The sequence below is a fragment of the Pseudomonas sp. H2_D02 genome (assembly GCF_054677635.1).
Map to the genome: position 1 here is coordinate 4,592,936 of NZ_CP162816.1, position 25,600 is coordinate 4,618,535.

At 61.9% G+C, this 25,600-nt stretch carries 22 protein-coding genes and 4 pseudogenes; 18 read left to right on the forward strand and 8 right to left on the reverse strand.

Translation table 11 applies throughout. The annotated features are described in order from the left end of the window. Nucleotides 1-113: 113 nt before the first annotated feature. Both AB4N42_RS20955 and AB4N42_RS20960 read right to left on the reverse strand, forming a co-directional pair. The gene (locus AB4N42_RS20955; RefSeq protein WP_460115260.1) at nucleotides 114-521 is read right to left on the reverse strand and encodes an ester cyclase; all 408 of its coding nucleotides are present in this window, start codon (nucleotides 519-521) and stop codon (nucleotides 114-116) included. 55 nt (nucleotides 522-576) lie between these two features. Then, the gene (locus AB4N42_RS20960; protein ID WP_460115261.1) at nucleotides 577-1,197 is read right to left on the reverse strand and encodes a TetR/AcrR family transcriptional regulator; all 621 of its coding nucleotides are present in this window, start codon (nucleotides 1,195-1,197) and stop codon (nucleotides 577-579) included. A 502-nt stretch (nucleotides 1,198-1,699) separates the two neighbouring features. Here AB4N42_RS20960 and AB4N42_RS20965 point away from each other — a divergent pair. The 7 genes and pseudogenes from AB4N42_RS20965 to AB4N42_RS20995 all read left to right on the forward strand — a co-directional run bounded on the left by AB4N42_RS20965 (nucleotide 1,700) and on the right by AB4N42_RS20995 (nucleotide 8,862). After that, complete coding sequence (locus AB4N42_RS20965; RefSeq protein WP_407684496.1) at nucleotides 1,700-2,929, forward strand: OprD family porin; 1,230 nt, start codon at nucleotides 1,700-1,702, stop codon at nucleotides 2,927-2,929. 181 nt (nucleotides 2,930-3,110) lie between these two features. Continuing rightward, a pseudogene (locus tag AB4N42_RS20970) lies at nucleotides 3,111-3,933 on the forward strand (NAD-dependent epimerase/dehydratase family protein). A gap of 43 nt (nucleotides 3,934-3,976) precedes the next feature. Next, the gene (locus AB4N42_RS20975) at nucleotides 3,977-4,882 is read left to right on the forward strand and encodes an SMP-30/gluconolactonase/LRE family protein (RefSeq protein WP_198797976.1); all 906 of its coding nucleotides are present in this window, start codon (nucleotides 3,977-3,979) and stop codon (nucleotides 4,880-4,882) included. Between the two features lie 59 nt (nucleotides 4,883-4,941). Then, nucleotides 4,942-5,910 carry a TRAP transporter substrate-binding protein gene (locus AB4N42_RS20980; RefSeq protein ID WP_198797977.1) on the forward strand — a complete coding sequence of 323 codons (969 nt, stop codon included), beginning with the start codon at nucleotides 4,942-4,944 and terminating at the stop codon, nucleotides 5,908-5,910. 75 nt (nucleotides 5,911-5,985) lie between these two features. Continuing rightward, nucleotides 5,986-6,513, forward strand: coding sequence for a TRAP transporter small permease (locus AB4N42_RS20985; RefSeq protein ID WP_334597385.1), 528 nt, complete (start codon nucleotides 5,986-5,988; stop codon nucleotides 6,511-6,513). Next, the gene (locus tag AB4N42_RS20990; RefSeq protein ID WP_460115262.1) at nucleotides 6,513-7,793 is read left to right on the forward strand and encodes a TRAP transporter large permease; all 1,281 of its coding nucleotides are present in this window, start codon (nucleotides 6,513-6,515) and stop codon (nucleotides 7,791-7,793) included. The genes AB4N42_RS20985 and AB4N42_RS20990 overlap by 1 nt, the downstream gene beginning before the upstream one ends. Nucleotides 7,794-7,992: 199 nt before the next feature. Beyond that, the gene (locus tag AB4N42_RS20995; RefSeq protein ID WP_198797980.1) at nucleotides 7,993-8,862 is read left to right on the forward strand and encodes an aldose 1-epimerase; all 870 of its coding nucleotides are present in this window, start codon (nucleotides 7,993-7,995) and stop codon (nucleotides 8,860-8,862) included. A 138-nt stretch (nucleotides 8,863-9,000) separates the two neighbouring features. Here the strand turns inward: AB4N42_RS20995 and AB4N42_RS21000 are convergent. Next, nucleotides 9,001-9,803, reverse strand: a pseudogene (locus AB4N42_RS21000) (sulfite exporter TauE/SafE family protein). Between the two features lie 138 nt (nucleotides 9,804-9,941). Between AB4N42_RS21000 and AB4N42_RS21005 the strand changes: the two are divergent. Then, nucleotides 9,942-10,805, forward strand: a complete 864-nt coding sequence (locus AB4N42_RS21005) for an MBL fold metallo-hydrolase (protein ID WP_460115263.1) — start codon at nucleotides 9,942-9,944, stop codon at nucleotides 10,803-10,805. A gap of 28 nt (nucleotides 10,806-10,833) precedes the next feature. On the opposite strand, the gene bkdR is transcribed toward AB4N42_RS21005, so the two are convergent. Further along, on the reverse strand, nucleotides 10,834-11,322 hold the full coding sequence (gene bkdR / locus AB4N42_RS21010; RefSeq protein ID WP_003202929.1) for a Bkd operon transcriptional regulator BkdR: 489 nt from the start codon (nucleotides 11,320-11,322) through the stop codon (nucleotides 10,834-10,836). Between the two features lie 194 nt (nucleotides 11,323-11,516). Here bkdR and AB4N42_RS21015 point away from each other — a divergent pair, with 194 nt between their 5' ends. The 5 genes from AB4N42_RS21015 to AB4N42_RS21035 all read left to right on the forward strand — a co-directional run bounded on the left by AB4N42_RS21015 (nucleotide 11,517) and on the right by AB4N42_RS21035 (nucleotide 17,728). Next, nucleotides 11,517-12,752, forward strand: coding sequence for a thiamine pyrophosphate-dependent enzyme (locus tag AB4N42_RS21015; protein WP_460115264.1), 1,236 nt, complete (start codon nucleotides 11,517-11,519; stop codon nucleotides 12,750-12,752). A 1-nt stretch (nucleotide 12,753) separates the two neighbouring features. Then, nucleotides 12,754-13,812, forward strand: a complete 1,059-nt coding sequence (locus AB4N42_RS21020; RefSeq protein ID WP_431145684.1) for an alpha-ketoacid dehydrogenase subunit beta — start codon at nucleotides 12,754-12,756, stop codon at nucleotides 13,810-13,812. Further along, a complete protein-coding gene (locus AB4N42_RS21025; protein WP_030141236.1) occupies nucleotides 13,813-15,081 on the forward strand; it encodes a dihydrolipoamide acetyltransferase family protein in 1,269 nt (422 codons plus the stop codon). It begins immediately after the preceding gene. A 3-nt stretch (nucleotides 15,082-15,084) separates the two neighbouring features. Beyond that, nucleotides 15,085-16,467: a dihydrolipoyl dehydrogenase gene (gene lpdA / locus AB4N42_RS21030; RefSeq protein ID WP_460115265.1), complete on the forward strand. Its 1,383-nt coding sequence runs from the start codon at nucleotides 15,085-15,087 to the stop codon at nucleotides 16,465-16,467. Nucleotides 16,468-16,708: 241 nt separating this feature from the next. Further along, the gene (locus AB4N42_RS21035; RefSeq protein ID WP_460116410.1) at nucleotides 16,709-17,728 is read left to right on the forward strand and encodes a branched-chain amino acid aminotransferase; all 1,020 of its coding nucleotides are present in this window, start codon (nucleotides 16,709-16,711) and stop codon (nucleotides 17,726-17,728) included. Between the two features lie 215 nt (nucleotides 17,729-17,943). On the opposite strand, the gene AB4N42_RS21040 is transcribed toward AB4N42_RS21035, so the two are convergent. After that, complete coding sequence (locus tag AB4N42_RS21040; RefSeq protein ID WP_460115266.1) at nucleotides 17,944-18,873, reverse strand: DMT family transporter; 930 nt, start codon at nucleotides 18,871-18,873, stop codon at nucleotides 17,944-17,946. A gap of 110 nt (nucleotides 18,874-18,983) precedes the next feature. Between AB4N42_RS21040 and AB4N42_RS21045 the strand changes: the two genes are divergently transcribed. Then, entirely contained in the window at nucleotides 18,984-19,778 is a 795-nt protein-coding gene (locus AB4N42_RS21045; RefSeq protein WP_258650483.1) for an AraC family transcriptional regulator, read from the forward strand. A gap of 226 nt (nucleotides 19,779-20,004) precedes the next feature. Here AB4N42_RS21045 and AB4N42_RS21050 read toward each other — a convergent pair whose 3' ends face one another. Continuing rightward, nucleotides 20,005-20,760, reverse strand: coding sequence for an ArsR/SmtB family transcription factor (locus tag AB4N42_RS21050; protein ID WP_030141231.1), 756 nt, complete (start codon nucleotides 20,758-20,760; stop codon nucleotides 20,005-20,007). 81 nt (nucleotides 20,761-20,841) lie between these two features. On the opposite strand from AB4N42_RS21050, the gene AB4N42_RS21055 reads away from it, so the two are divergent. After that, the gene (locus AB4N42_RS21055) at nucleotides 20,842-21,960 is read left to right on the forward strand and encodes a cytochrome P450 (protein ID WP_460115267.1); all 1,119 of its coding nucleotides are present in this window, start codon (nucleotides 20,842-20,844) and stop codon (nucleotides 21,958-21,960) included. Nucleotides 21,961-21,975: 15 nt separating this feature from the next. Here the strand turns inward: AB4N42_RS21055 and AB4N42_RS21060 are convergent. Further along, a pseudogene (locus AB4N42_RS21060) lies at nucleotides 21,976-22,318 on the reverse strand (FKBP-type peptidyl-prolyl cis-trans isomerase). Nucleotides 22,319-22,457: 139 nt separating this feature from the next. Between AB4N42_RS21060 and AB4N42_RS21065 the strand changes: the two are divergent. Further along, nucleotides 22,458-23,522, forward strand: a complete 1,065-nt coding sequence (locus tag AB4N42_RS21065; RefSeq protein WP_030141228.1) for a M4 family metallopeptidase — start codon at nucleotides 22,458-22,460, stop codon at nucleotides 23,520-23,522. Then, entirely contained in the window at nucleotides 23,519-23,842 is a 324-nt protein-coding gene (locus AB4N42_RS21070; protein ID WP_030141227.1) for a protealysin inhibitor emfourin, read from the forward strand. Before AB4N42_RS21065 ends, AB4N42_RS21070 begins: the two co-directional genes overlap by 4 nt. Here the strand turns inward: AB4N42_RS21070 and AB4N42_RS21075 are convergent. Continuing rightward, complete coding sequence (locus tag AB4N42_RS21075; protein WP_198797988.1) at nucleotides 23,839-24,147, reverse strand: RcnB family protein; 309 nt, start codon at nucleotides 24,145-24,147, stop codon at nucleotides 23,839-23,841. The two genes, AB4N42_RS21070 and AB4N42_RS21075, sit on opposite strands and share 4 nt — an antisense overlap. A gap of 347 nt (nucleotides 24,148-24,494) precedes the next feature. Here AB4N42_RS21075 and AB4N42_RS21080 point away from each other — a divergent pair. Next, nucleotides 24,495-25,597 (forward strand): annotated as a pseudogene (locus AB4N42_RS21080) (DNA alkylation repair protein). Nucleotides 25,598-25,600 lie beyond the last annotated feature (3 nt).

A 25,600-nucleotide genomic window follows, 5' to 3' on the forward strand; every position in this document is an offset into this window, starting at 1 on the left:
CTGAAGCCATCACTATGGGAGCGAGCCTGCTCGCGAAAGCAACCGAACCATTTACACATTCGCTGATGGCCACACCGCCTTCGCGAGCAGGCTCGCTCCCAAACGGTTTTCGCTCAAGGCCCTTCTTCGCAAGGGCCTTCGCGTTGCAGCGCAGCCTCCACCGCTGCCTTGTCGATCACCGACCACACCCGAACGATTTTTCCGCCCTCGAAGGTATAAAACACGTTCTCGAAAAATCGAATCCGCCGGCCGTGGGTCTCCAGTCCCAGGAATCGTCCTCGGGGCGAGCAATCGAACAGCAAGCGACTCGCGACATTCGGCGGTTCGACGACCAACAAATCGATATTGAAACGCAAGTCGGTGATGGTGCTCACATCGTTTTCCAGCATCGCCCGATAGCCTGCCAGCCCCACCGGTTTGCCGTTGTATTGCACGTTGTCGTCGACGAAGCTGCCCAGGTCCTGCCAGCGACGAGCGTTCAGGCAGGCGATGTAGTTGCGGTATTGCTCGGCCAGGTCCATATCGAGAGCCTCCGTGGTTGAGGTTGACCCCGCTCGACAGTCAATGACAAAGCCCTCAAGGCTGCAACCCTATCCCCCGCAAGATCACGCTGGTGACCGTCTGCACCGCCCGTTCGAATTGCATGTCGGACAGCGGCTGGTGGTCGTTGAGGATGTTGATCTGATGGTCGAAGTCGGCGTAGTGCTGGGTCGAGGCCCAGATCATGTAAAGCAGGCTGGACGGTTCCACCGGCAGGATGCGTTTGTCTTCCACCCACTGGCGGATCTTCGCTTCCTTCATCTTGGCCCAGTCGTAGAGGCTCGCATCCAGCGCTTGCCCCAGGGCCGGCGCACCGTGGATCACTTCGTTGGCCCAGATCTTCGAGCCATGGGGCCGGCTGCGGGAGTGGTTCATCTTGGCGCGGATATAGCTGCTGAGCACGACACGTGGGTCGTCGAACATCTCGAAGCACAAGGCGTCCTGCTTCCAGACGTCCAGCAGGTCGAACAGCACGGCGCTGTACAACTCGTTCTTGGTGCTGAAGTAGTAGTGCAGATTGGACCGTGGCAATTGCGCTTCAGCGGCGATGTCCGCCATGGCGGTACTGCCGAAGCCCTTTTCGGCGAAGACCTTCTCGGCGGCCAACAGAATTTTTTCGACGTTACTGCGACGAATCTCGATCTTGTGATTGCCCATGAGGGCTCCCTGGCAACAGCGTTGGCCAAGACTAGCATCCGCCTACTATAGAAAGAACACCGAGGGGATTCGTGGCCAGGGAGCTTGCTCCCGCTCGGCTGCATAGTTCCTACAAAATCCAGCGGGAGCAAGCTCCCTCGCCACGAAGGACATTGTCCATCCCAACCATTCGACTAATGTCTTAGACCGGTCATCGCACAACCTAGCCCTGCGCCCCGCCATTTGCCAACACGCGAATGGCGCGGCGCAACGGCCTCCGGTCTGGATTCCGCAGACCGATAACCTTTGATACGCCTCATTTTGAAGCACTCTCGACTTGGATAATTCCGATAATGGCCAGTTGACAACGGACAGCGACCAACAAATAATCTCCGGCATGTTGTACGACGACGTATGACAAATAAAAACAACAAAAAGTAGGAGCGCCAGAGTGAGCACACGTGCCCGTTTTCCGTCCAATACCCGTTCCAGCCGCCGTACCCTTCTCCGTTCCACACCTGTATTGACCTTGCTCGGCTGCACCAGCCTGGCGGCATTCCTGCCGTTGACGGCCAGTGCCGCAGGCTTCGTCGATGATGCCAAGGCCACGCTGAACCTGCGCAACGCCTACTTCAACCGCAACTTCACCAACGACAACGCCGCCCAAGGCAAAGCCGAAGAATGGACCCAGAGCTTCATCCTCGACGCGAAGTCCGGCTTCACCCAAGGCGTGGTCGGTTTCGGCGTGGACGTGCTGGGGACCTACTCGATCAAGCTCGACGGTGGTCGAGGCACGACGGGCACCCAGTTGTTGCCGGTGCACGACGATGGCCGCCCCGCCGATGACTTCGGTCGCCTGGGCGTCGCCCTGAAGGCCAAGGTCTCGAAGACCGAACTGAAGGTCGGCGAGTGGATGCCGGTGCTGCCGATCCTGCGCTCCGACGACGGTCGTTCCCTGCCCCAGACTTTCCGTGGCGGCCAGGTCACTTCGACCGAAATCAACGGCCTGAGCCTCTACGGCGGCCAGTTCCGGGCCAACAGCCCGCGCAACGACGCGAGCATGGAAGACATGTCGATGAACGGCCGTGGTGCCTTCACCTCCGACCGTTTCAACTTCGGCGGCGGTGAATACGCCTTCAACGAAAAACGCACCCAGGTCGGCGTCTGGTACGCGGAACTGTCCGACATCTACCAGCAGCAGTATTTCAACCTGACCCACAGCCAGCCGATCGGCGACTGGACCCTGGGCGCCAACCTTGGTTACTTCACCGGCAAGGAAGACGGCAGCGCGCTGGCCGGCGACCTCGACAACAAAACCGCGTTCGCCATGCTTTCCGCCAAATACGGCGGCAACACCTTCTACGTCGGCCTGCAGAAAGTCGGCGGCGATGATGCCTGGATGCGCGTCAACGGCACCAGCGGCGGCACCCTGGCGAACGATAGCTACAACTCCAGCTACGACAACGCCAAGGAAAAATCCTGGCAAGTGCGCCATGACTTCAACTTCGCTGCTGTCGGCGTGCCGGGCCTGACCCTGATGAACCGCTACATCAGCGGTGACAACGTGCACACCGCCACCGTCGATGACGGCAAGGAATGGGGCCGTGAAACCGAACTGGCCTACACCGTGCAGAGCGGTGCGTTGAAAAGTCTCAACGTGAAATGGCGTAACGCATCGATTCGTCGCGACTTCAGCACCAACGAATTCGACGAGAACCGCATCTTCATCAGCTATCCGATCTCGCTCCTGTAACACCCCATGGAACCCTTGCCATGTGCGCCTGCCAGCGCCATGGCGAGCCCGGCAAGGATGCCGACCTAGAGCGGTTCGTCGATCAAACGTTGACAAGGTAGCGGAAGGATAAGGATATTCCCTCTCGGTCGTACGACAACTTATAACAACTGTACCTCTCACTGTTTGCTCAGGTAATGCCATGACCACGACACAGATTCGCCACCCCTTCAATCGCCTGCTCTTGACCGGCGCCGCTCGGCGGCCTTGGCAAAGTCTTGCGCGAACGCCTCAAGCCTTATGCCCGTCACATTCGCCTGTCGGACATCGCGAACATGGCGCCGGCCATCGACGAAAGCGAGGAAGTGGTGCCGTGCGACCTGGCTGATAAGCAGGCCGTGCATCAACTGGTGGAAGGTGTCGATGCCATCCTGCATTTCGGCGGGGTATCGGTTGAACGTCCATTCGAAGAAATTCTCGGGCCCAACATCAGCGGCGTGTTCCACATCTACGAAGCCGCGCGCAAGCACGGCGTCAAACGCGTGATCTTCGCCAGCTCCAACCACGTCATCGGTTTCTACAAACAGGACGAAACCCTCGACGCCCATTGCCTTCGTCGTCCGGATGGCAACTACGGCCTGTCCAAGTCCTACGGCGAAGACGTCGCCAATTTCTATTTCGATCGCTACGGCATCGAGACCGTGAGCATCCGCATCGGTTCGTCGTTCCCTGAACCGCAGAACCGCCGGATGATGAGCACCTGGCTGAGCTTCGACGATCTCACTCAACTGATCGAATGCTCGCTCTACACCCCGAAAGTCGGCCACACCATCGTCTACGGCGTCTCCGCCAACCGTGATGTCTGGTGGGACAACAGCCACGCCGCGCACCTGGGCTACAAGCCCAAGGACACGTCGGAAATCTTCCGCGCCAAGGTCGAGGCGCAGCCAATGCCGGCCGCCGATGACCCGGCCATGATCTACCAGGGTGGCGCCTTTGTGGCGGCCGGCCCGTTCGACGACTGATTCGCCTGTTGTTCATGGGATACGAACCAACCAAGGAATCGCCATGCAAGCCGAATTGATTGTCGATGCACGCAACGCCGTCGGGGAAAGCCCGGTGTGGGTCCCCGAGGAAAACGCCCTGTATTGGGTGAACATCCCCAGCGGCGGCCTGCAACGCTGGAATGCCAGCAGCGGGAAAATCCAGGGCTGGGAAGCGCCCGAAATGCTCGCCTGTATCGCCCGTCACCAGGACGGCGGTTGGGTCGCGGGCATGGAGAGCGGTTTCTTCCGCCTGCACCCCCATGACGACGGCAGCCTGGACAGTGAACTCTGCGCCAGCGTCGAACACAGCCGCGCCGACATGCGCCTCAACGATGGCCGCTGCGATCGCCAGGGCCGTTTCTGGGCCGGCAGCATGGTGCTGAACATGGGCGCCAACGCCGACGAAGGCCGGATGTACCGTCATGAAGCCGGGCAACGCAGCCCGGTCGAGGCGCAACTGAGCGGTTTCATCGTGCCCAACGGCCTGGGCTTCAGCCCGGACGGACGGACGATGTACCTCTCTGATTCGCACCCGTTGATCCAGCAGATCTGGGCCTTCGACTACGACATCGACAGCGGCACCCCGTCCAACCGGCGGCTGTTCGTCGACATGATGCCCCTGGCCGGTCGCCCGGACGGCGCGGCGGTGGACGCCGACGGTTGCTATTGGATCTGCGCCAACGACGCCGGGCTGATTCACCGTTTCACCCCGGACGGACGTCTCGACCGCTCCCTGGAAGTACCGGTGAAAAAACCGACCATGTGCGCCTTTGGCGGCAGCCAGCTGGACACCCTTTTCGTGACCTCGATTCGTCCGGGTGACGACAACGATCCGCAATCCCTGGCCGGTGGCGTGTTCGCGCTGAACCCCGGCGTCAAGGGCCTGGCCGAACCTGCTTTCGGAGGACGGAAACACTCCGCGAACTGATCTGCTGCACCGCTTTACTGGATGAGCCAATAAAAAAACAACAACACTGGAGATTGACCATGAATTTCAAACGCACGCTTCTGATCGCAGCCCTGCCCCTGGCCTTCCTGGCCCAGGCGGCTCACGCCCTCGATATCAAGATCGCCGACATCCACCCCAAGGGCTACCCAACCGTAGTCGCGGAGGAATCCATGGGTAAAGCTCTCGAAGCAGAGAGCAAGGGCGAACTGAAGTTCAAGTACTTCCCGGGCGGCGTACTGGGTTCTGAAAAAGAAGTCATCGAGCAGATGCAAGCTGGCGCGATCCAGATGTCCCGCGTCAGCCTGGGCATCGTCGGCCCTGTGGTGCCTGACGTGAACGTGTTCAACATGCCATTCATCTTCCGCGACCAGGCGCACATGCGCGCTGTCATCGACGGTGAAGTCGGCGATGCGATCCTCGACCGGATCACCAACTCGGAGTTCGGCCTGGTGGCCCTGGCGTGGATGGACGGTGGTACGCGCAACATCTATACCAAGAATCCCGTGCGCAAGCTCGAAGATCTGAAGGGCATGAAAATCCGTGTCCAAGGCAACCCGATGTTCATCGAGATGATGAACGCCATGGGCGCCAACGGCATCGCCATGGACACCGGCGAAATCTTCAGCGCCCTGCAGACCGGCGTGATCGACGGCGCGGAAAACAACCCGCCGACCCTGCTCGAACACAACCACTACCAGAACGCCAAGTACTACAGCCTGACCGGCCACCTGATCCTGCCCGAGCCGATCGTGATGTCGAAAATCACTTGGAACAAGCTCACGCCGGAACAGCAGGACATGGTGAAAAAAGCCGCCAAGGCGGCCCAGGCTGAAGAACGGGATCTGTGGGACAAGAAGTCCGCCGCCAGTGAAGAAAAACTCAAGGCTGCCGGCGTCGAGTTCATCACGGTCGACAAGAAGCCCTTCTACGACGCCACCGCGCCAGTTCGGGCCAAATACGGTGCGCCGTACGCCGACCTGATCAAGCGCATCGAAGCTGTCCAGTAAGGCCTCTCAATCTGTACTCATGAAACGGCTGGGCGCGCCTGCGGTTGAAGGCGCGCCCAGTTACGGTGGAACCCGATGAAGAATTTGCTGCTGCGTATCAACGACACGATTTACATGACTTGCATCTGGGTCGCCGGCCTGTCTGTCCTGGCAGTTTCCCTGATGATTCCCTGGGGTGTGTTTGCCCGCTACGTATTGGGCTCGGGCGCCAGCTGGCCGGAGCCCACCGCCATCCTGCTGATGATGGTGTTTACCTTCATCGGTGCTGCCTCCAGCTACCGTTCCGGATCGCACATGGCCGTGGACATGGTCACCAGCCGTTTGCCATCTGAATGGCGAACCGCGGCGTCGATTATCACCCAGTTATTGATGGCGGCGGTGTGCATATTCATGACCGTCTGGGGGGCCAAGCTGTGCATGACCACCTGGAACCAATTCATAAGCGCCATCCCTACCCTGCGCGTCGGCATCACGTACATGCCGATCCCGGTCGGTGGCTTCCTGACGCTGATTTTTGTCTTGGAAAAACTCTTGCTGGGTGATCAAAGCCAGCGTCGGGTCGTGCAGTTCGACCTGGTTGAAGAAAACGAAGGTGCCGCTTAATGGACGCTCTGATTCTGCTGGGCAGTTTTTTGCTGTTGATCCTGATCGGCATGCCGGTCGCCTACGCATTGGGCGCCGCCGCCTTGATCGGGGCGTGGTGGATCGATATCCCGTTCCAGGCAATGATGATCCAGGTGGCGGGCGGGGTGAACAAATTCTCTCTGCTGGCCATTCCGTTCTTCGTCCTGGCCGGCGCGATCATGGCCGAGGGCGGCATGTCCCGCCGGCTGGTAGCCTTCGCCAGCGTGCTGGTCGGTTTCGTCCGTGGTGGCCTGTCCTTGGTCAACCTCGTGGCGTCGAGTTTCTTCGGCGCGATCTCCGGTTCCTCGGTGGCCGACACTGCCTCGGTCGGTTCGGTGCTGATTCCGGAAATGACACGTCGCGGTTACCCGCGTGATTACGCCACCGCCGTCACCGTCAGTGGTTCGGTACAAGCGCTGCTGACGCCGCCAAGCCATAACGCCGTGCTGTACTCGCTCGCTGCCGGCGGCACCGTCTCCATTGGTTCGCTGTTCATGGCCGGCATCGTCCCCGGCGTCATGATGAACCTCTGCCTGATGGCGCTGTGCCTGGTCTTCGCGAAAAAGCGCAATTACCCCAAGGGCGAAGTGATTCCGCTCAAGGAAGCGCTGAAGATCTGCAAGGAAGCCATGTGGGGCATGATGACCTTGTTCATCATCCTGGGCGGCATCCTCTCGGGTGTGTTTACCGCCACCGAATCGGCCGCGATTGCCGTGGTGTGGGCGTTCTTCGTGACCATGTGCATCTATCGCGACTACAAATGGAGTGAGTTGCCGAAACTGATGCACCGCACGGTGCGCACCATCTCCATCGTGATGATCCTGATCGGCTTCGCCGCCAGCTTCGGCTACATCATGACGCTGATGGAAATCCCGGCGAAGATCACCACTGCATTCCTGACGCTGTCGGACAACCGCTACGTGATCCTGATGTGCATCAACGTCATGTTGCTGCTGCTGGGCACCGTGATGGACATGGCGCCGCTGATCCTGATCCTCACGCCGATCCTGATGCCAGTCATCGTCGGTATCGGTGTGGACCCAGTGCAGTTCGGCATGATCATGCTGGTGAACCTGGGTATCGGCCTGATCACGCCTCCGGTGGGCGCGGTGCTGTTCGTCGGTTCCGCCATCGGCAAGGTCAGCATCGAAAGCACCGTCAAGGCCCTGCTGCCGTTCTACGCCATGCTGTTCGTGGTCCTGCTGCTGGTGACCTACGTGCCTGCCATTTCGCTGTGGCTGCCGCATTTGGTGTTGTAACAGAAAACAATAGGTCCCCTTGTGGCGAGGGGATTTATCCCCGCTGGGCTGCGCAGCGGCCCCAAAACCAGCCATCTCGATTTGTCTGATACACCGAGATTGGAGCCTTTAGGGCTGCTTCGCAGCCCAGCGGGGATAAATCCCCTCGCCACACTTGGGCGTATTCCCCTCCAGCTTTGCCAACCTATCAGACGCCGCCATGACACCACCTCTCCTCCACCTCGAAGACGAACTGACCCGCCTCACCCTGGCCCCGCACCTGGGCGCCAGCCTCGTTGAATGGACCTTGCGCAGCAACGGCGCCCCCTTGTTGCGCCCGCCCGCGCCGAACGCTGTAGAAAACGGTTTGCCGGGCAAACTCGGTTGCTTCCCGCTGATCCCCTGGTCGAACCGCATCGCCCAAGGCGGTTTCGATTGCCCGGACGGCTGGCTCGCCCTGGAAGCCAACAGCCCCAACGATCCGTTTCCAATCCATGGCAGCGCCTGGCAGCAACCGTGGCAAGTGGCCGAACAGAGTGCCCAGGAAGTCTTGCTGCAACTCGACAGCCAAACCCCGTTCGCCTATTGCGCCAGCCTGCGGATCCGGTTGAGCGGCGGCCAATTGCAGATGGCATTGCACGTCACACACATGGCCGAACAGGCTGCCTGGCATGGGTTGGGGCTGCATCCGTATTTTCCGCGCACTGCCGGTACGCGCCTGCAAACCCGCGCGAGCGAGGTCTGGATGTGCGACGCCTCGAAACTACCGACGGAGCTGAAGGACGTTCCCTCGGACTGGGATTTCCAACACGCGCGACTGTTGCCGGACACCCTCGTCGACAACGGCTTCGGTGGCTGGGATGGCCAGTGCCTGATGCAGCAGCCTGACTTGGGCTACGAACTGGAATGCCGCGCCAGTGGCAGCGATTACTTCTTGCTGTACTGCCCCGTGGGCCTGGACTTCTTCTGCATCGAACCGGTCAGCCACCCGGTCAATGCCCATCACCTGCCAGGACGGCCGGGGTTGCGTTTGCTGGAGCAAGGGCAGTCGATGGCGTTGGGGTTTTCGATGCAGTGTCGAGCGCTCTAGGTGGCACACGATCCCTTGTGGCGAGGGGATTTATCCCCGCTGGCCTGCGAAGCAGGCCCATCCATTATCAAGCCTGGCGTCTGCTTCGCAGCCGAGCGGGGATAGATCCCCCTCGCCACAAAAGCTCTGACCAGATCGCTACGCCCGCACCAGCATGAACACCGCCACCCCCAGGCACACCCCGGCAAACCCCACCTGCAACGCTCGCGCCGAGCACCTTTGCGGAAAAGCGTCGCCCCAGGATCATCCCGACGATGCTCGCCGCAATGAACGCCACCCCTACCCGGTCGATGCTCACCCCGGCATGAAACGCGCCGACCACGCCAATCAACGAAATCAGGCTGATGACCATCAAGGAAGTGGCGACGATCCCGCGCATCTGCACGTCGGTGAGTTGCTTGAACGCCGGCACGATCAGGAACCCCCCGCCCACGCCCAGCAAGCCCGAAACCATGCCCGTCACCGCGCCCAATGCCGACAGCGTGGCGGTGCAGCGAGCGGTCCAGGCCAAGCGACCAGTCTGGCGATCGAGCATACAATTCTTCTGGCCCCAACTGGCGGCACCATGATCGCTGGGACCGGGCTGCGCGGTTTCCCGACGCAGCATGCGCGCCGCCACCAGCACCATCAGCAGGCTGAACAGAATCATCAGGATTTTTTCCGGAAGCTGGTAGGCAAAATAGATGCCCACCGGCGAGAACACAGCGCCTAGCAAGGCAATCAATAAAGCCGCCCGATAACGCACCAGGCCATGGCGCAGCCCATCGATGGCGCCGACCGCCGCCGCGCTGCCCACCGCGAACAAAGCCACCGGAGCAGCCTGGGTCATGCTCCAGCCCAGGCCCAACACCAACGCCGGCGACGGCCAGAATCCCGCCGCCCGCGCCCGTCAGGCCAAGGACCAGGCCCATGACCACGCCAAAAAAACTCGCCAGTAACATTCAGGTTCTCTCAAGCCGCGCACACCTGTTGGCAGGTGCGATCGCATTTGCAGGACGCCTTGGCCCTCACTAAGCTGCGGACCATATGTTGTAAACCCCAAGCGTAGCAACCGCTTCTTCCCGTACAGGTCCGCCGTCATGCCCGCGCAGATTCAAAGCTTTCTCGATCCCGCTTCAAAGACCTACACCTACGTGGTTTATGAGCATGATGGCGGGCAATGCGCGGTGGTCGACCCGGTGCTCGACTACGACCCGGCCTCGGGCCGCAGCGGCACCGCACAGGCGGATCGAGTGATCGCTTTTGTGCGCGAACATCAACTGACGGTGCAATGGCTGCTGGAAACCCACGCCCATGCCGATCATCTCTCCGCCGCGCCTTACCTGCGCCGGGAACTGGGCGGCAAAATCGCCATCGGCGAATCCATCGGCCAGGTGCAGAACGTATTCAAGACCCTGTTCAACCTGGAGCCGCAATTCGCCATCGACGGTTCGCAATTCGACCATCTGTTCGCGGCCGACGAGTCCTTCCTGATCGGCAACCTCAAGGCCACCGCACTGCACATGCCTGGCCACACCCCGGCGGACATGGCCTACTTGATCGATGGCGATGTGATTCTGGTGGGCGACACGCTGTTCATGCCCGACGTGGGCACCGCTCGCTGTGACTTCCCCGGCGGCAATGCCCACCAGCTCTACGCCTCGATCCGCAAGCTGCTGGCGTTCCCTGCCGGCGTGCGGCTGTACGTGTGCCACGACTATCCGCCGGAGGGACGCGAGCCCCAGTGTATGAGTACGGTGGGTGAGCAGCGCCAGCGCAATATCCATGTGCGCGATGGCATTGATGAAGCCGAGTTCGTGGCCATGCGGACCCAGCGCGACAAGACCCTGGGGATGCCGACGCTGCTGTTGCCGACGATCCAAGTGAATGTGCGAGCGGGACACTTGCCGCCGGCCGAGGGCAATGGCGTGACTTACCTGAAGATTCCGATCAACCAGCTCTAAGATCACCCCATATCCAATGTGGGGTGACTCAGGTCCCCAGCGTCAACCCATTCGCCGGCAACGGCAGCGCGGTCTTGTAGCGCACCTGCTTGAGGGCAAAGCTGGAGCGAATGTTCGCCACGCCCGGGACCTTGGTCAGGAAGTCCATCATGAACCGCTCCAGCGACTGGATCGTCGGCACCAGCACGCGAATCAAATAATCCGGATCGCCCGCCATCAGGTAGCACTCCATCACCTCCGGCCGGTCGGAAATAGCCTCTTCGAAATGCTGCAACGCCTCTTCCACCTGCTTCTCCAGGCTGACATGGATAAACACGTTGACGTGCAGCCCCAGCAGGTCGGCATCCAGCAGCGTGACCTGCTCACGGATCACCCCCAACTCCTCCATCGCGCGGACGCGGTTGAAGCACGGCGTCGGCGATAGATTGACCGAACGGGCGAGATCGGCGTTGGTGATGCGGGCGTTTTCCTGAAGGCTGTTCAGAATGCCGATGTCGGTGCGATCCAATTTACGCATGAGACAAATAATCCTGTTTTTTATCGTTGTGCAGATTTTTTATCTGCAAATGATCTGAACAGCAAGCCAACAGAGAAAAATATTCTTCTTCGTCGAGCCTATGATTGTTGTAGGACAATTTCCCACCTACCCAGGGAAATTCGTCAGCTAGCGCGCCCACTACAAGAAATTCACAAGATCGAGCGTAGAAAGCCATGAACCCAGCGTACGAACCGCTACGCCTGCACGTCCCCGAACCCTCGGGCCGTCCCGGCTGCAAGACCGACTTTTCCTACCTGCATCTGTCCGATGCCGGCACGGTGCGCAAACCACCCATCGACGTCGAACCCGCCGACACCGCCGACCTGGCCCGCAGCCTGATCCGCGTGCTCGATGACCAGGGCAACGCCTTGGGCGACTGGGCCGCCGACATTCCCGTCGAGATCCTGCGCAAGGGCATGCGTGCCATGCTCAAGACGCGCATCTACGACAACCGCATGGTCGTCGCCCAACGTCAGAAAAAAATGTCGTTCTACATGCAAAGCCTTGGCGAAGAAGCCATCGGCAGCGCCCAGGCCCTGGCCCTGAACATCGACGACATGTGCTTCCCCACCTACCGCCAGCAAAGCATCCTGATGGCCCGCGAGGTGCCGCTGGTGGACCTGATCTGCCAACTGCTGTCCAACGAGCGCGATCCGCTCAAGGGCCGGCAGTTGCCTATCATGTATTCGGTCAAGGATGCTGGTTTCTTTACCATTTCCGGCAACCTCGCCACGCAATTCATCCAGGGCGTGGGCTGGGGCATGGCCTCCGCGATCAAGGGCGATACCAAGATTGCCTCGGCCTGGATCGGTGACGGCGCCACCGCCGAATCGGACTTCCATACCGCCCTCACCTTCGCCCACGTTTATCGCGCGCCGGTGATCCTCAACGTGGTCAACAACCAATGGGCGATTTCCACCTTCCAGGCCATTGCCGGCGGTGAAGCCACGACCTTCGCCGGACGCGGCGTCGGTTGCGGCATCGCCTCCCTGCGCGTGGACGGCAACGATTTCATGGCGGTCTACGCCGCCTCGCGCTGGGCCGCCGAACGCGCCCGTCGCAACCTCGGCCCGGCGCTGATCGAATGGGTCACCTACCGCGCCGGCCCGCACTCCACCTCGGACGATCCGTCCAAATATCGCCCCGCCGACGACTGGAGCCACTTCCCCCTGGGCGATCCGATTGCCCGCCTCAAGCAGCACATGGTGAAGATCGGCCAGTGGTCCGAAGAGGAACACGCCGCCGTCACCGCCGAACTCGAAGCCGAGGTGATCGCCGCGCAGAAGGAAGCCGAGCAGTACGGCACCCTCGCCGACGGACAGATTCCAAGCGCCGCGACCATGTTCGAAGACGTCTACAAAGAGATGCCGGAGCACTTGAAGCGCCAGCGTCAGCAGTTGGGGATCTGACATGAACGATCACAACAACAATATTGCGTTGGACACCGCCATGACCACTACCACCATGACCATGATCCAGGCCCTGCGCTCGGCCATGGACGTGATGCTCGAGCGCGACAACAACGTCGTGGTGTTCGGCCAGGACGTGGGCTATTTCGGCGGCGTGTTCCGCTGCACCGAAGGCCTGCAGAACAAGTACGGCACCTCGCGGGTCTTCGACGCGCCGATTTCCGAAAGCGGCATCGTCGGCGTGGCGGTGGGCATGGGCGCCTATGGGCTGCGGCCGGTGGCCGAGATTCAGTTCGCCGACTATGTCTACCCGGCGTCGGACCAGATCATTTCCGAAGCGGCGCGCCTGCGCTATCGCTCGGCCGGCGAATTCACCGCGCCGATGACCTTGCGCATGCCGTGCGGCGGCGGCATCTATGGCGGCCAGACCCACAGCCAGAGCATCGAGGCGATGTTTACCCAAGTCTGTGGCCTTCGCACCGTCATGCCGTCCAACCCCTACGACGCCAAGGGCCTGCTGATCGCCTCCATCGAAAACGATGACCCGGTGATCTTCCTCGAACCCAAGCGCCTGTATAACGGCCCGTTCGACGGCCACCACGACCGTCCGGTAACGCCGTGGTCCAAGCATCCGCAAGCGCAAGTGCCGGACGGCTACTACACCGTGCCGCTGGACGTCGCCGCCATCACCCGTCCGGGCAAGGACGTGACCATCCTCACCTACGGCACCACGGTCTACGTATCGCAAGTGGCCGCCGAAGAAACCGGCATCGACGCCGAAGTCATCGACCTGCGCAGCCTCTGGCCGCTGGACCTGGAGACCATCGTCAAATCCGTGAAGAAAACCGGCCGCTGCGTGGTCGTCCACGAAGCCACCCGCACCTGCGGTTTCGGCGCCGAGTTGGTGTCGTTGGTGCAAGAACACTGCTTCCACCACCTGGAAGCGCCCATCGAGCGTGTCACCGGTTGGGACACCCCCTACCCGCACGCGCAGGAGTGGGCGTATTTCCCAGGGCCGTCCCGTGTGGGCGCGGCGTTGAAACGGGTCATGGAGGTCTGAATGGGCACGCACGTTATCAAGATGCCGGACATCGGCGAAGGCATCGCGGAAGTTGAACTGTCGGTGTGGCATGTCAAGGTTGGCGACATGGTGGTCGAGGACCAGGTGTTGGCCGACGTGATGACCGACAAGGCGATGGTGGACATCCCCTCGCCGGTGCATGGCCGGGTCATCGCGCTGGGTGGCGAGCCGGGTGAAGTCATGGCGGTGGGCAGCGAGCTGATCCGCATTGAGGTGGAAGGTGCGGGCAATTTGAAGGAGTCGGCGCAATCGGCTCCCGCTGCGGCGGCTGTGCCGGCGCCAAAGCCAGCGCCAGTGGCCACGCCTGAACCGATGGTGGAAAAAACCGCCGCGCCACGCTGCGCCCCGCAAGCTCCGGTGGCCCGCGACCCTGAAGAGCGCCCATTGGCCTCGCCGGCCGTGCGCAAACATGCATTGGACCTGGGCATCCAACTGCGCCTGGTCCAGGGCAGCGGCCCCGCCGGGCGAATCCTGCATGAGGACTTGGAAGCCTATCTGGCCCAGGGTTCGTCGCCACAGGCCAAGGGCGGCTCGGGTTATGCCGAACGCCACGACGAGCAGCAGATCCCGGTGATCGGCATGCGTCGCAAGATCGCCCAGCGCATGCAGGAAGCGACCCAGCGCGCCGCCCACTTCAGCTACGTCGAGGAAATCGACGTCACGGCCCTGGAAGAACTGCGGGTTCACCTGAATGAAAAACACGGCGGCAGTCGCGGCAAGCTGACCTTGCTGCCGTTCCTGGTCCGCGCGTTGGTCGTGGCCTTGCGTGATTTCCCGCAGATGAATTCACGCTATGACGACGAGGCCCAGGTCATCCACCGCAGCGGCGCGGTGCATGTTGGCGTCGCCACCCAAAGCGATGTCGGCCTGATGGTGCCGGTGGTGCGTCACGCCGAGGCTCGCAGCCTGTGGGACAGTGCGGCGGAAATCTCGCGCCTGGCCACGGCCGCACGCAATGGCAAGGCCAGTCGCGATGAGCTGTCTGGCTCGACCATCACCCTGACCAGCCTCGGTGCGCTGGGCGGCATCGTCAGCACGCCGGTGCTGAACCTGCCGGAAGTGGCGATCGTCGGCGTGAACAAGATCGTCGAGCGGCCTGTTGTGATCAAGGGCCAGATCGTGATCCGCAAGATGATGAACCTTTCCAGCTCCTTCGATCACCGGGTGGTCGACGGCATGGACGCGGCGCAATTCATCCAGGCCCTGCGTGGCTTGCTCGAACAACCCGCCACCCTGTTTGTGGAGTAAGTGATGCAGACTTTGAATACCAAACTACTGATCATCGGCGGCGGCCCGGGTGGTTATGTGGCGGCAATCCGCGCCGGCCAACTGGGCATCGAGACGATCCTGGTGGAAGGCCAGGCGTTGGGCGGTACTTGCCTGAACATCGGCTGCATACCGTCCAAGGCGTTGATCCATGTGGCCGAGCAGTTCCACCAGACGCGCCACCACAGCCAGGGCTCGGCCTTGGGTATCAACGTGTCCGCGCCAACCCTGGACATTGGCAAGAGCGTGGAATGGAAGGACGGCATCGTCGATCGCCTGACCACCGGCGTCGCGGCGTTGCTGAAGAAGCACAAAGTCCAGGTTATTCATGGCTGGGCCAAGGTCATCGATGGCAAGACCGTCGAGGTCGGCGACACGCGCATCCAGTGCGAACACCTGCTGCTGGCCACCGGCTCGAAAAGCGTCAATCTGCCGATGCTGCCGATAGGTGGGCCGATCATCTCGTCCACCGAAGCCCTCGCGCCTACCTCGGTGCCCAAGCATCTGGTGGTGGTCGGCGGTGGCTACATCGGCCTGGAGCTGGGCATTGCCTATCGCAAGCTCGGCGCCGAGGTCAGTGTGGTCGAGGCCCAGGAGCGGATCCTGCCGGCCTACGACGGTGAGCTGACCCAACCGGTGCATGAAGCGCTCAAGCAATTGGGCGTGAAGCTGTATCTCAAGCACAGCGTCGAAGGTTTCGACACCCAGGCCGGCACTCTGCAAGTGCGCGATCCCAATGGCGACACGCTGAACCTGGGCACCGACCGGGTGCTGGTGGCGGTCGGGCGCAAACCCAACACCCAGGGCTGGAACCTGGAGGCACTGGATTTGGCGATGAACGGTTCGGCGGTGAAAATCGACAACCGTTGCCAGACCAGCATGCGCAATGTCTGGGCCATCGGCGACCTGAGCGGCGAACCGATGCTCGCTCACCGGGCCATGGCCCAGGGCGAGATGGTCGCCGAGCTGATCGCCGGTGAGCATCGCGAGTTCAACCCGACCGCCATCGCGGCGGTGTGCTTCACCGATCCGGAAGTGGTCGTGGTCGGCAAGACGCCGGACGAGGCCAAGGCTGCCGGCCTGGACTGCATCGTCTCGAGCTTCCCGTTCGCCGCCAATGGCCGGGCCATGACCCTGGAATCGAAAAGCGGTTTCGTCCGCGTCGTGGCGCGCCGGGACAATCACCTGATCGTCGGTTGGCAAGCAGTTGGCGTGGGGGTCTCGGAGTTGTCCACCGCATTTGGCCAATCCCTGGAAATGGGTGCGCGCCTGGAAGACATCGCCGGCACTGTCCACGCTCATCCGACGCTGGGTGAAGCGGTGCAGGAAGCGGCGTTGCGAGCGCTGGGGCATGCGTTGCATCTGTGACAGCTGTGGGTGACTCCCCCTGTGGCGAGGGGATTTATCCCCGCTGGGTTGCGCAGCAACCCCAAACCTGTCAGCGCCAGGCGTCAGATATCTGAGCTAATGGGGCCGCTTCGCAGCCCAGCGGGGATAAATCCCCTCGCCACAAGCTGCGAAACACCCCCGGAATGAAGTATTGTTGTCCCCATTCAAAACGTCAGAAGCCTTGAACCGTTTCGACGGTTGTCAGGAAATAGAGGGTGTCATGGGTAACGAGAGCATCAATTGGGACAAACTGGGCTTTGACTACATCAAGACCGACAAGCGCTACCTGTCGCACTGGCGCGATGGCGCCTGGGACACAGGCACCCTGACCGAAGACAACGTGCTGCACATCAGCGAGGGCTCCACTGCCCTGCACTACGGTCAGCAGTGCTTCGAAGGCCTGAAGGCCTATCGTTGCAAGGACGGTTCGATCAACCTGTTCCGCCCGGACCAGAATGCCGCCCGCATGCAGCGCAGCTGCGCCCGCCTGCTGATGCCGCACGTCGACACCGAGCAGTTCGTCGAAGCCTGCAAGCAAGTGGTCCGCGCCAACGAGCGCTTCATCCCGCCGTATGGCACTGGCGGCGCGCTGTACCTGCGTCCGTTCGTGATCGGCGTGGGTGACAACATCGGCGTGCGCACCGCACCCGAGTTCATCTTCTCGATCTTCTGCATTCCGGTCGGCGCCTACTTCAAGGGTGGCCTGACTCCGCACAATTTCCTGATCTCCAGCTTCGACCGCGCCGCCCCGCAAGGCACCGGTGCGGCCAAGGTCGGTGGCAACTATGCCGCCAGCCTGATGCCCGGCTCCCAGGCCAAGAAAGCCAGCTTCGCCGATTGCATCTACCTGGATCCGCTGACCCATTCGAAAATCGAGGAAGTCGGTTCGGCCAACTTCTTCGGCATCACCCACGATGACAAATTCATCACCCCCAACTCCCCGTCGGTCCTGCCAGGCATCACCCGCCTGTCGCTGATCGAACTGGCGAAATCGCGCCTGGGCCTGGAAGTGATCGAAGGCGACGTGTTCATCGACAAGCTGACGGATTTCAAGGAAGCCGGCGCCTGCGGTACCGCTGCGGTGATCACGCCGATCGGCGGCATCAGCTACAAGGACAAGCTGCACGTGTTCCACAGCGAAACCGAGGTCGGCCCGATCACCCAGAAGCTCTACAAAGAGTTGACCGGCGTGCAGACCGGCGACGTGGAAGCGCCAGCAGGTTGGATCGTCAAGGTTTGATCCAGGCCCCCTAGGCACTTGAGGGCTTTTTTGTGGCGAGGGGATTTATCCCCGCTGGGTTGCGAAGCAACCCCCAAGTACTTGGGTGAGCCACAAAAACCTTGCGAGCGCTTCGCACTCGAGCGGGGATAAATCCCCTCGCCACAGAGATTGCGCGACCTCAGTAAAAAGCCCACCCCTGCTTCAGGGGTGGGCTTTTTTACACCTTCGTTCAGTTACCCTCGCCGCAAAACCGGCCATCGCCCCCAACGCTGGCGAAACCATCCATAACCGCTGACCAGCAAGATCCCACTCAATACCAAAGCCGCGCCAACGATAAAATTCGGCTCCAGCGGCTCATCCAGCAACCAGACACCAAAACCGATGCCGAACAGCGGCGTCATGAACGACAGCACGCCCAATTGCGATGCCAGGTAGCGGCGCAGCAGGGAGAACCAGATCAGGAAGCTGGCGAAGGACACCAGCAACACTTGGAACGTCATGCTGGCAATGAGTTGTGGCGTGGGGTTGATCGTCGTTTGCCCCAGCGCTGCCGACATGCCGATCAACAGCACCCCGGCACCCACCAACTGATAAAGCAGCGTCTGGCTGGCCGGCAGGTCCGTGAGCCGCGAACAACGCACCGTCACCGTGGTTGCGCCCCACAGCGCGCCGGCCAGCAAGCCCATGCCATCGCCGAGCAATGAGCTGCCGTTCGCCGCACCCGAGCCGCCACTGAAGGCCACCACGATCCCACCGAAGGCAACCGCGATGCCCAGCCATTGCGCCGGCTTGAGACGCTCGCTCGGCAGTTTCCAGTGCAAGCCGAGGGCGGCGAACATGGGTGCGGTGTAGAGGAAAATCACCATGTGCGATGCCGTCGTATGGCGCAGGCCTTCGCCCACCATCACGAACTCCAGGGCAAACAACAACCCCACCAACAGGCCTGGGCGCCAACTGCCGTCGGCCAGGGACAGGCGTTCACCGCGCGCCAGCACTAACAGCCAGACCAGTACCGCGGCGATGGCCGAGCGCACGCCCAATTGCAGCATCGGCGCCATGTCGACGGCGCCGGCCTTGATCGCGACTTGCTGGAACCCCCAGATGGCACAGAGTCCGGTCATCAGGGCAATGACCTGGCCATCCAGGGCGCGGCGGGTGGTCATGGAAAAGGTCCTCGGGCAGAAAAGAGATGAAAGGATTGTCTGCCTGACACCTTTGCTGGATATAGTGATTACCCGACAAGCCATCCCGGTAATCCGCCATTGCGGTCGATATGCAGCCTCCAGCCCAACACCTGAAGATTCCTCCGTTCGACGCGGCCCTGCCCTCGCCGATTTTCTTCCGCAGCGCCTGCATGCCGGCCCATGCCACGTACCCCCGGCACCGGCATGCCTGGGGTGAGTTCGTCTACTCCTACAGCGGTGTGATGGAAATCGAGATCGCCCAGCACCATTACCTGGCGCCACCGCAGTACGGCATCTGGCTGCCGCCGGACATGGAACACGTGGGGTTCAATCGGCATGAAGCCTGCCATTGTTCGTTGTACCTGGCGGCCGAACTGTGCGGCGCGTTGCCGGCCGTACCTTGTGCGCTGACCTTGAGTCCGCTGATCCGCGCGTTGCTGGAAGAGCTGCGCAGCGACCCGCCGAGCCAGCCACAGACGCCCGAACAGCAGCGCTTGTTGCAGGTGCTGGTGGACAAGCTGGCCCGGGCGCCCCACGTCGGCAGTTACCTGCCCTCTTCGGATGATCCGCTGTTGGGCCCTGTACTGCGGGCCCTGGAGGCGAACCCCAGCGACCCGCGCTCGTTGCCGCAACTGGCCCGCGCCGCCAACACCACCGAGCGCACACTGATGCGCCGGGCCCAGCGAGACCTGGGCATGTCCCTGGTGGAATGGCGCCAGCGCCTAAAAGTCATCGAGGCCCTGGCCCTGCTCGAACGCGGCCAGAGCGTGGAAACCATCGGCCTGGACCTGGGCTACAGCAGCGCCTCGGCATTCATCAGCATGTTCCGCAAAATGATGGGCACCACGCCGGATGAATATCGGCGCAGGCATATGGCTGGATGATGTGGCAATGGCGGTGGGTCAGTTGCATGGAATGGCCCCTTCGCGAGCAAGCCCGCTCCCACAGGGATTTCAGGTGTTCATGACGCCTGTATTCACCGCAAATCCATTGTGGGAGCGAGCTTGCTCGCGAAGGCGGTGGCTCAGCTTGCATGGATGTTGGATGCGACGGCCCCTTCGCGGGCAAGCCCGCTCCCACAGGGAATTTCGGTGAGCAACGGTTCTCCGTTCAGCGCAGATCCACTGTGGGAGCGAGCCTACTCGCGAAAGCGCCAGTGGATTCAACCTCCGTCTCGGGACTGATCCCAAAGCGCGCCACCATTTCCCGCTGTCCAGCGGCCGTCACCCCCAGCGCACGGCTGTCCAGGTCCTGGACCACCCATTTGCGCTTGATCGCCACTTGCAGCAACGCCGCCCCCAAGGCACCACCCAGGTGCGGCCGGCGCATGCTCCAGTCCAGGCAGGGGCAGGCAAACCGCCGCCGTTGGGCCGCCAATGCCTGCACGTCAATCCCCAAGCCTGCAAACAGCGCCTCACCCGTTTCACTCAGCCGATAACCCTGCCCTTCTACATCGAGCAGCCACCCGGCTTCGAGCAAGCGATCATGCAGCCGCACCGCCAGGGTACCGGCCATGTGGTCGTAGCAAGTGCGAGCGAATTGCAGGCGATCCGGCGTGCGCGAGGTGAACGCCGGCGCGGCGTTCTGGCCGATCACCATCAACGCTTCAAGGGCTTCTGCCACACGCTTATCGGCGAGGCTGTAGTAACGATGACGGCCCTGCACATGCAAGCGCACCAGGGCCAACTCCTTGAGCTTCGCCAGGTGGGCGCTGGCGGTGGACGCGCTGACGTCGGCGATGCTCGCCAACTCCGTGCTGGTGCGGGCGTGGCCGTCCATCAGTGCGCAGAGCATTCGGGTCCGGGCCGGTTCGGCAATCGCCGCGGCCACCTGGGACACGCCTACATCGTGTTGCTCTGCGTTCATATTTCGCTCCCGGACGAATCAAGCCATGCGTCGACTGAAGATAGTAGCAGCACTTCTCCCGCATGAACGAGGCAGCCCATCATGGACCCGATCACCGCCGCGACACACGCCGATCCGTACCCCTACTACGCGACCCTTCGCGCCAGCGGCGGACTGCACTTCGACCCACACCTTAACCTCTGGGTAGCCAGCAGGGCCGAAGCCGTGTGCGCCGTCTTGCATCACCCCGACTGCCATGTGCGCCCCGCCCACGAACCGGTGCCGCAAGCGATTGCCAAGGGTCCCGCGGGCCAGGTATTCGGGCACCTGATGCGGATGAACGAAGGTGAACGACAACGCTGCCCGAGGGCGGCGATTGCGCCGGGGTTGCAAGACATCGATCCCCACCAGGTCGAGGCGTTGGTCAAGGCGCGCTGGCTCAGGCAGGGTGCCGAAGGCGTGCATCAGGCGCAGTTCATCGGCCCGGTCAGCGTGGTGGCACAACTGCTGGGCTTCAATCCGACGGACAGCCACCTGATCAGCGAACTCACGGGGGATTTCGTCGCCTGCCTGTCGCCCCTGAGCCAAGCCCCGCAACTGGAAGCTGCGCACCGGGCCAGCGAACAACTGGCGAAGCTTTTCCAGGAGCGGATCGTTGTGCAAGACAGCCAGTTGTTGAACGGCATCTGCCGAGGCTTCGAAGCGGGCGACGCGGACAGTCGGATCGCCAACCTGATCGGCTTGCTTTCGCAAACCCATGAAGCCACGGCCGGCCTGATCGGCAACGCGTTGTTGGCGTTGATCCGTGATACAGCGCTACAACGCGAGCTACGGGATGATCCCACGCAAATCAGCCCGTTATTGGCTGAAGTCCAACGTTTCGACCCGGCAGTGCAGAACACCCGGCGCTTCATCGCCGCCCCTTGCGAAATTCTCGGCACTGCCCTGCAGCAGGGCGACGTGATCCTGGTGCTGCTGGCCTCGGCCAATCGCGACCCGCAGCTCAATCCGCAACCGGACGCCCTCCTGTTGGATCGGCCGAATCGGCGCAGCTTCAGCTTTGGCAGTGGCCGCCACGAATGCCCAGGCCAGGCCTTGGCGATGACCATCGCCCATGCGACGTTAGATGCCATTCTGGAACGCGAGCCGGGCCTGGACCAGTTGACCTGGCGCTACCGCCCCTCCGCCAATGGACGCATCCCGCTGTTCAGCGATCGGTAATCAACAAAAACGCTATCAATCGTCCCGCGTCAGGACTTCCAGCAATTCGATTTCAAAGATGAGGTCGGCGTTGGGCTTGATGTGGGCACCCATGGATCGTTCGCCATAGGCCAGGTGCGCCGGCGACCCACAGTTTGCGCTTGCCGCCGACCTTCATGCCCATGAGCCCGAGGTCCCAGCCCTTGATGACGCGGCCCGTGCCGATCACGCATTGGAACGGCTTGCCGCGGCTGTAGGATGAATCGAACTCCGTGCCGTCTTCGAGGGTGCCGCGGTATTGGGTGGTAATCAGCGCGCCTTTGACTACGCTTTTGCCGTCGCCCTCTTCCAGGTCGATGATTTGCAATTCTTCAATCATGGCTTCTTTCCCGTGTGATCCAGGCGCGGGGTTTTCGCAGATATTTGCGTGACAGGCAACCTTTTGCGGCAAAGGGAACCGCAACGGTCACTTCGGTTCACATGGGTATCGACCCTGCATTTCAGATAAGGATTTTCTGATGATCGACTCTCGCCCCCTCCACGGTTTCATCCCGCCTTACATTCTCAACCGCATCATCGCCCATGGCTCCGAGCAGCAGCGTTCCAGCGCCCTCGGCACCCTGACCCACGTGAACAACCTGCGCCACAACCCTGGCCCACCCATTCATCCACCCGTAGCCGCCCAATTGCCCAAGCCCGGCAAGGCTGGCCATCCCCAACGCAGCGTGCATGATGCGCAAAACACCATGGAGCTGCCGGGCCAACCAGTACGCCTGGAAGGCCAGCCGGCCAGCGGTGACCCAGCGGTAGACGAAGCCTACGACGCCCTCGGCGCCACCTATGATTTTTTCTGGCGAGTGCTGGAGCGTGACTCCATCGACAACAAAGGCTTTGCCCTGGTCGGCAGCGTGCATTACGGCCAAGGCTACGAGAACGCCTTCTGGAATGGGGCCCAGATGGTTTTTGGCGACGGCGATGGCGAAATCTTCCAGCGCTTCACCCGCTCCCTGGACGTGGTGGCCCACGAGTTGGCCCACGGCGTCACCGAGAGCGAAGCCGGCTTGATCTATGCCAACCAGTCAGGCGCGTTGAACGAGTCGATTTCCGATGTGTTCGGCGTGCTGGTCAAGCAATTCGTATTGGGCCAGACCGTCGAGCAGGCCGACTGGCTGATCGGCGCCGACTTGCTCACTGACAAGATCAACGGTGACGGCCTGCGCAGCATGTCCAACCCCGGCACAGCCTACGATGACCCGCTGCTGGGCAAGGATCCCCAGCCGGCACACATGCGCCAATTCGTCATCACCCGCGAAGACAATGGCGGTGTGCACATCAATTCCGGCATTCCCAACCGGGCCTTTTATCTGGTGGCAACCGCGCTCGGCGGATTCGCCTGGGAAAAGGCCGGGCGAATCTGGTATGACACCTTGTGCGACAGGCAACTGGCCAACGACGCGTCCTTCAGTGCGTTCGCCGGCCTGACCGTCGAGCACGCCCGCCAACGCTTCGGCGCCCGGGAAGTCAAGGCGGTGCAGGACGGCTGGACGCAGGTGGGCGTCGACCTGAACGAGGAGAACGGATGAAAACCCTTCCAGACCTTGATGACAAAGCGGTGGTGAAACTGTCGCGCCAGGGTGGCGTGGCAGCCATCCACGCCTTGACCCGACCTCGGGAAATCGAGTTCGCCCAGTGCGACCTCGACCAACGCACGCGCATATGTTCGGTGCTGGAGGGGTGCCTGCCACTCACCTCCTCCACGCCCGGCCGGGGCGACCAGCGTTATTTCCAGATCGAGGTGCGTTACCGGTCCAACGACCAGGACGACGAGATGGTGCTACAGGTGCCCGAGGACCGGGCACCTGGCGACTTGGTTCATCTGTGGGATAAAGGCGAAGTGCTTTAGCGTGTCGCAGGGACAATCTTGACGATGGCGCCGGACACGGTTTCGATCAGCAGGTATTTATCGTCGATCTGCACCCATTGCTGCTCGCTTGTCGGCTGTTCGAGTTTTTTCTGTTTCCAGTCCTTCATGGCCCTGTCCGCACGCTGATAGTCCGCCGGTACCCGGTCGTTTTCCACCAACCGGCGGCCATTGCTCGGCGAATGTTCCAGGGCATCGCCGGTCTTCTCGACGGCTTGCGCGACAGGCCCAAAGGCTCCGAGGCCGGCGATCAGGACCAGGCTGGCGATGAGGGTGGGTTTGCGCATAGAAGAGCTCCAATTAATTCAAGGTACTGAGTCTGGGACTTCGGCGGCGGCGAATCATTCCGTTTACTGTGGTACCTGGAAGCTGGCCCCCCCCTTTTGTGGCGAGGGGATTTATCCCCGCTGGGCTGCGCAGCAGCTCCAAGCCAAGCAACTCGGTGTGCCAGGAAGATTGAGTTCACTGCTTTAGGGCTGCTGCGCAGCCCAACGGGGATAAATCCCCTCGCCACATGACCTAGTTCACCGCGCGACAGCGCAGCGTCGAGACGCGGCGGGCTCCCTCGCCACAGGTTGTGCCGGGCATGGCATAGTGGCGAGCCTTGGCCCAACACCCGCCGGACGGACCCAACATGAGCACCACCACCTCTTCCCCAGCCCTCAAGGAAATCTTCAACAGCACCCGCCTCGAACACATCGCCACCGAACTGCGCGCGGTGTACCCGGCCTTCGACGCCAAGGCGTTCCTGGACATGGCCAACGACGGGCTCGCGGAGTTGTCGGTGATGCAGCGCATGGCGCGGGTCAGCGAGTGCCTGCATGCGGTCCTGGCGCTGGATTACGAAGCTTCACTGGAGATCCTGCGGGCACTGGCTCCGCGGCTGAACAGCATGTTCGTCAGCATGTTCCTGCCGCACTACGTAGCGTCGTACGGTCGACATGCGTTCGAGTCCTCCATGGACGCCCTCAAATACTTCACCCGATTCGGCTCAGCAGAATTCGCCGTACGGCATTTCCTGCGCGATGACCTGGCGCGCACGCTAGCGGTGATGCACGACTGGGCACTGGACACCAACGAGCATGTCCGCCGCCTCGCCAGCGAAGGCAGCCGCCCGCGCCTGCCCTGGTCGTTCCACCTGGAACCGATCCAGGCCAACCCGGAACTTGCCGCCGCGATCCTCGAAACGCTCAAGGCCGACGACAGCCTGTACGTACGCAAATCCGTCGCCAACCACCTGAACGACGTGACCAAGCAGCATCCCGAATGGGTCCTCGACCGGATCGAAGGCTGGCCGCTCCAGCAGCGCCATACCGCCTGGATCGCCCGGCATGCCCTGCGCAGCCTGATCAAGCAAGGCAATCCTCGGGCGCTGGCCGTGATCGGAGCGGGTGGCAAGGCTCAGGTCGAGGTCTTGGATCTGCAGGTGCTGCTGCACGGTGATTCGCCTGGGGGAGCAGGTCACGCTGTCGTTCAAAGTGCAATCGACGTGTCCCGAGAACCAGCGTCTGGTGATCGACTACGCCATCGACTACGTGAAGGCATCCGGCGGCACGTCGGCCAAGGTGTTCAAGCTCAAGACCTTCGACCTGCCCGCCCTGGCGTCCGCCAACCTCAGCCGCTCCCAGCACATCCGCGAGCTGACCACGCGCCGAGCACTATGAGGGCCGGCATGCGGTGCATGTGCTGATCAATGGCGAGCGGCTGGGCAGCACCGCATTCGACATCGTTTCCTGAGCA

Bases quoted from the DNA above. Each gene is read 5' to 3' on its own strand.
- AB4N42_RS21015 (WP_460115264.1), top strand. From the start codon at position 11,517: ATGAACCCAGCGTACGAACCGCTACGCCTGCACGTCCCCGAACCCTCG.
- AB4N42_RS20990 (WP_460115262.1), top strand. From the start codon at position 6,513: ATGGACGCTCTGATTCTGCTGGGCAGTTTTTTGCTGTTGATCCTGATC.
- bkdR (WP_003202929.1), bottom strand. From the start codon at position 11,322: ATGCGTAAATTGGATCGCACCGACATCGGCATTCTGAACAGCCTTCAG.
- AB4N42_RS21050 (WP_030141231.1), bottom strand. From the start codon at position 20,760: ATGAACGCAGAGCAACACGATGTAGGCGTGTCCCAGGTGGCCGCGGCG.
- AB4N42_RS21055 (WP_460115267.1), top strand. From the start codon at position 20,842: ATGGACCCGATCACCGCCGCGACACACGCCGATCCGTACCCCTACTAC.
- AB4N42_RS20985 (WP_334597385.1), top strand. From the start codon at position 5,986: ATGAAGAATTTGCTGCTGCGTATCAACGACACGATTTACATGACTTGC.
- AB4N42_RS20975 (WP_198797976.1), top strand. From the start codon at position 3,977: ATGCAAGCCGAATTGATTGTCGATGCACGCAACGCCGTCGGGGAAAGC.
- AB4N42_RS21045 (WP_258650483.1), top strand. From the start codon at position 18,984: ATGCAGCCTCCAGCCCAACACCTGAAGATTCCTCCGTTCGACGCGGCC.
- AB4N42_RS21005 (WP_460115263.1), top strand. From the start codon at position 9,942: ATGCCCGCGCAGATTCAAAGCTTTCTCGATCCCGCTTCAAAGACCTAC.
- AB4N42_RS21040 (WP_460115266.1), bottom strand. From the start codon at position 18,873: ATGACCACCCGCCGCGCCCTGGATGGCCAGGTCATTGCCCTGATGACC.
- AB4N42_RS20995 (WP_198797980.1), top strand. From the start codon at position 7,993: ATGACACCACCTCTCCTCCACCTCGAAGACGAACTGACCCGCCTCACC.
- AB4N42_RS20955 (WP_460115260.1), bottom strand. From the start codon at position 521: ATGGACCTGGCCGAGCAATACCGCAACTACATCGCCTGCCTGAACGCT.
- AB4N42_RS21075 (WP_198797988.1), bottom strand. From the start codon at position 24,147: ATGCGCAAACCCACCCTCATCGCCAGCCTGGTCCTGATCGCCGGCCTC.
- AB4N42_RS21020 (WP_431145684.1), top strand. From the start codon at position 12,754: ATGAACGATCACAACAACAATATTGCGTTGGACACCGCCATGACCACT.
- AB4N42_RS21025 (WP_030141236.1), top strand. From the start codon at position 13,813: ATGGGCACGCACGTTATCAAGATGCCGGACATCGGCGAAGGCATCGCG.
- AB4N42_RS20980 (WP_198797977.1), top strand. From the start codon at position 4,942: ATGAATTTCAAACGCACGCTTCTGATCGCAGCCCTGCCCCTGGCCTTC.
- AB4N42_RS21035 (WP_460116410.1), top strand. From the start codon at position 16,709: ATGGGTAACGAGAGCATCAATTGGGACAAACTGGGCTTTGACTACATC.
- AB4N42_RS21065 (WP_030141228.1), top strand. From the start codon at position 22,458: ATGATCGACTCTCGCCCCCTCCACGGTTTCATCCCGCCTTACATTCTC.
- AB4N42_RS20960 (WP_460115261.1), bottom strand. From the start codon at position 1,197: ATGGGCAATCACAAGATCGAGATTCGTCGCAGTAACGTCGAAAAAATT.
- AB4N42_RS21070 (WP_030141227.1), top strand. From the start codon at position 23,519: ATGAAAACCCTTCCAGACCTTGATGACAAAGCGGTGGTGAAACTGTCG.
- lpdA (WP_460115265.1), top strand. From the start codon at position 15,085: ATGCAGACTTTGAATACCAAACTACTGATCATCGGCGGCGGCCCGGGT.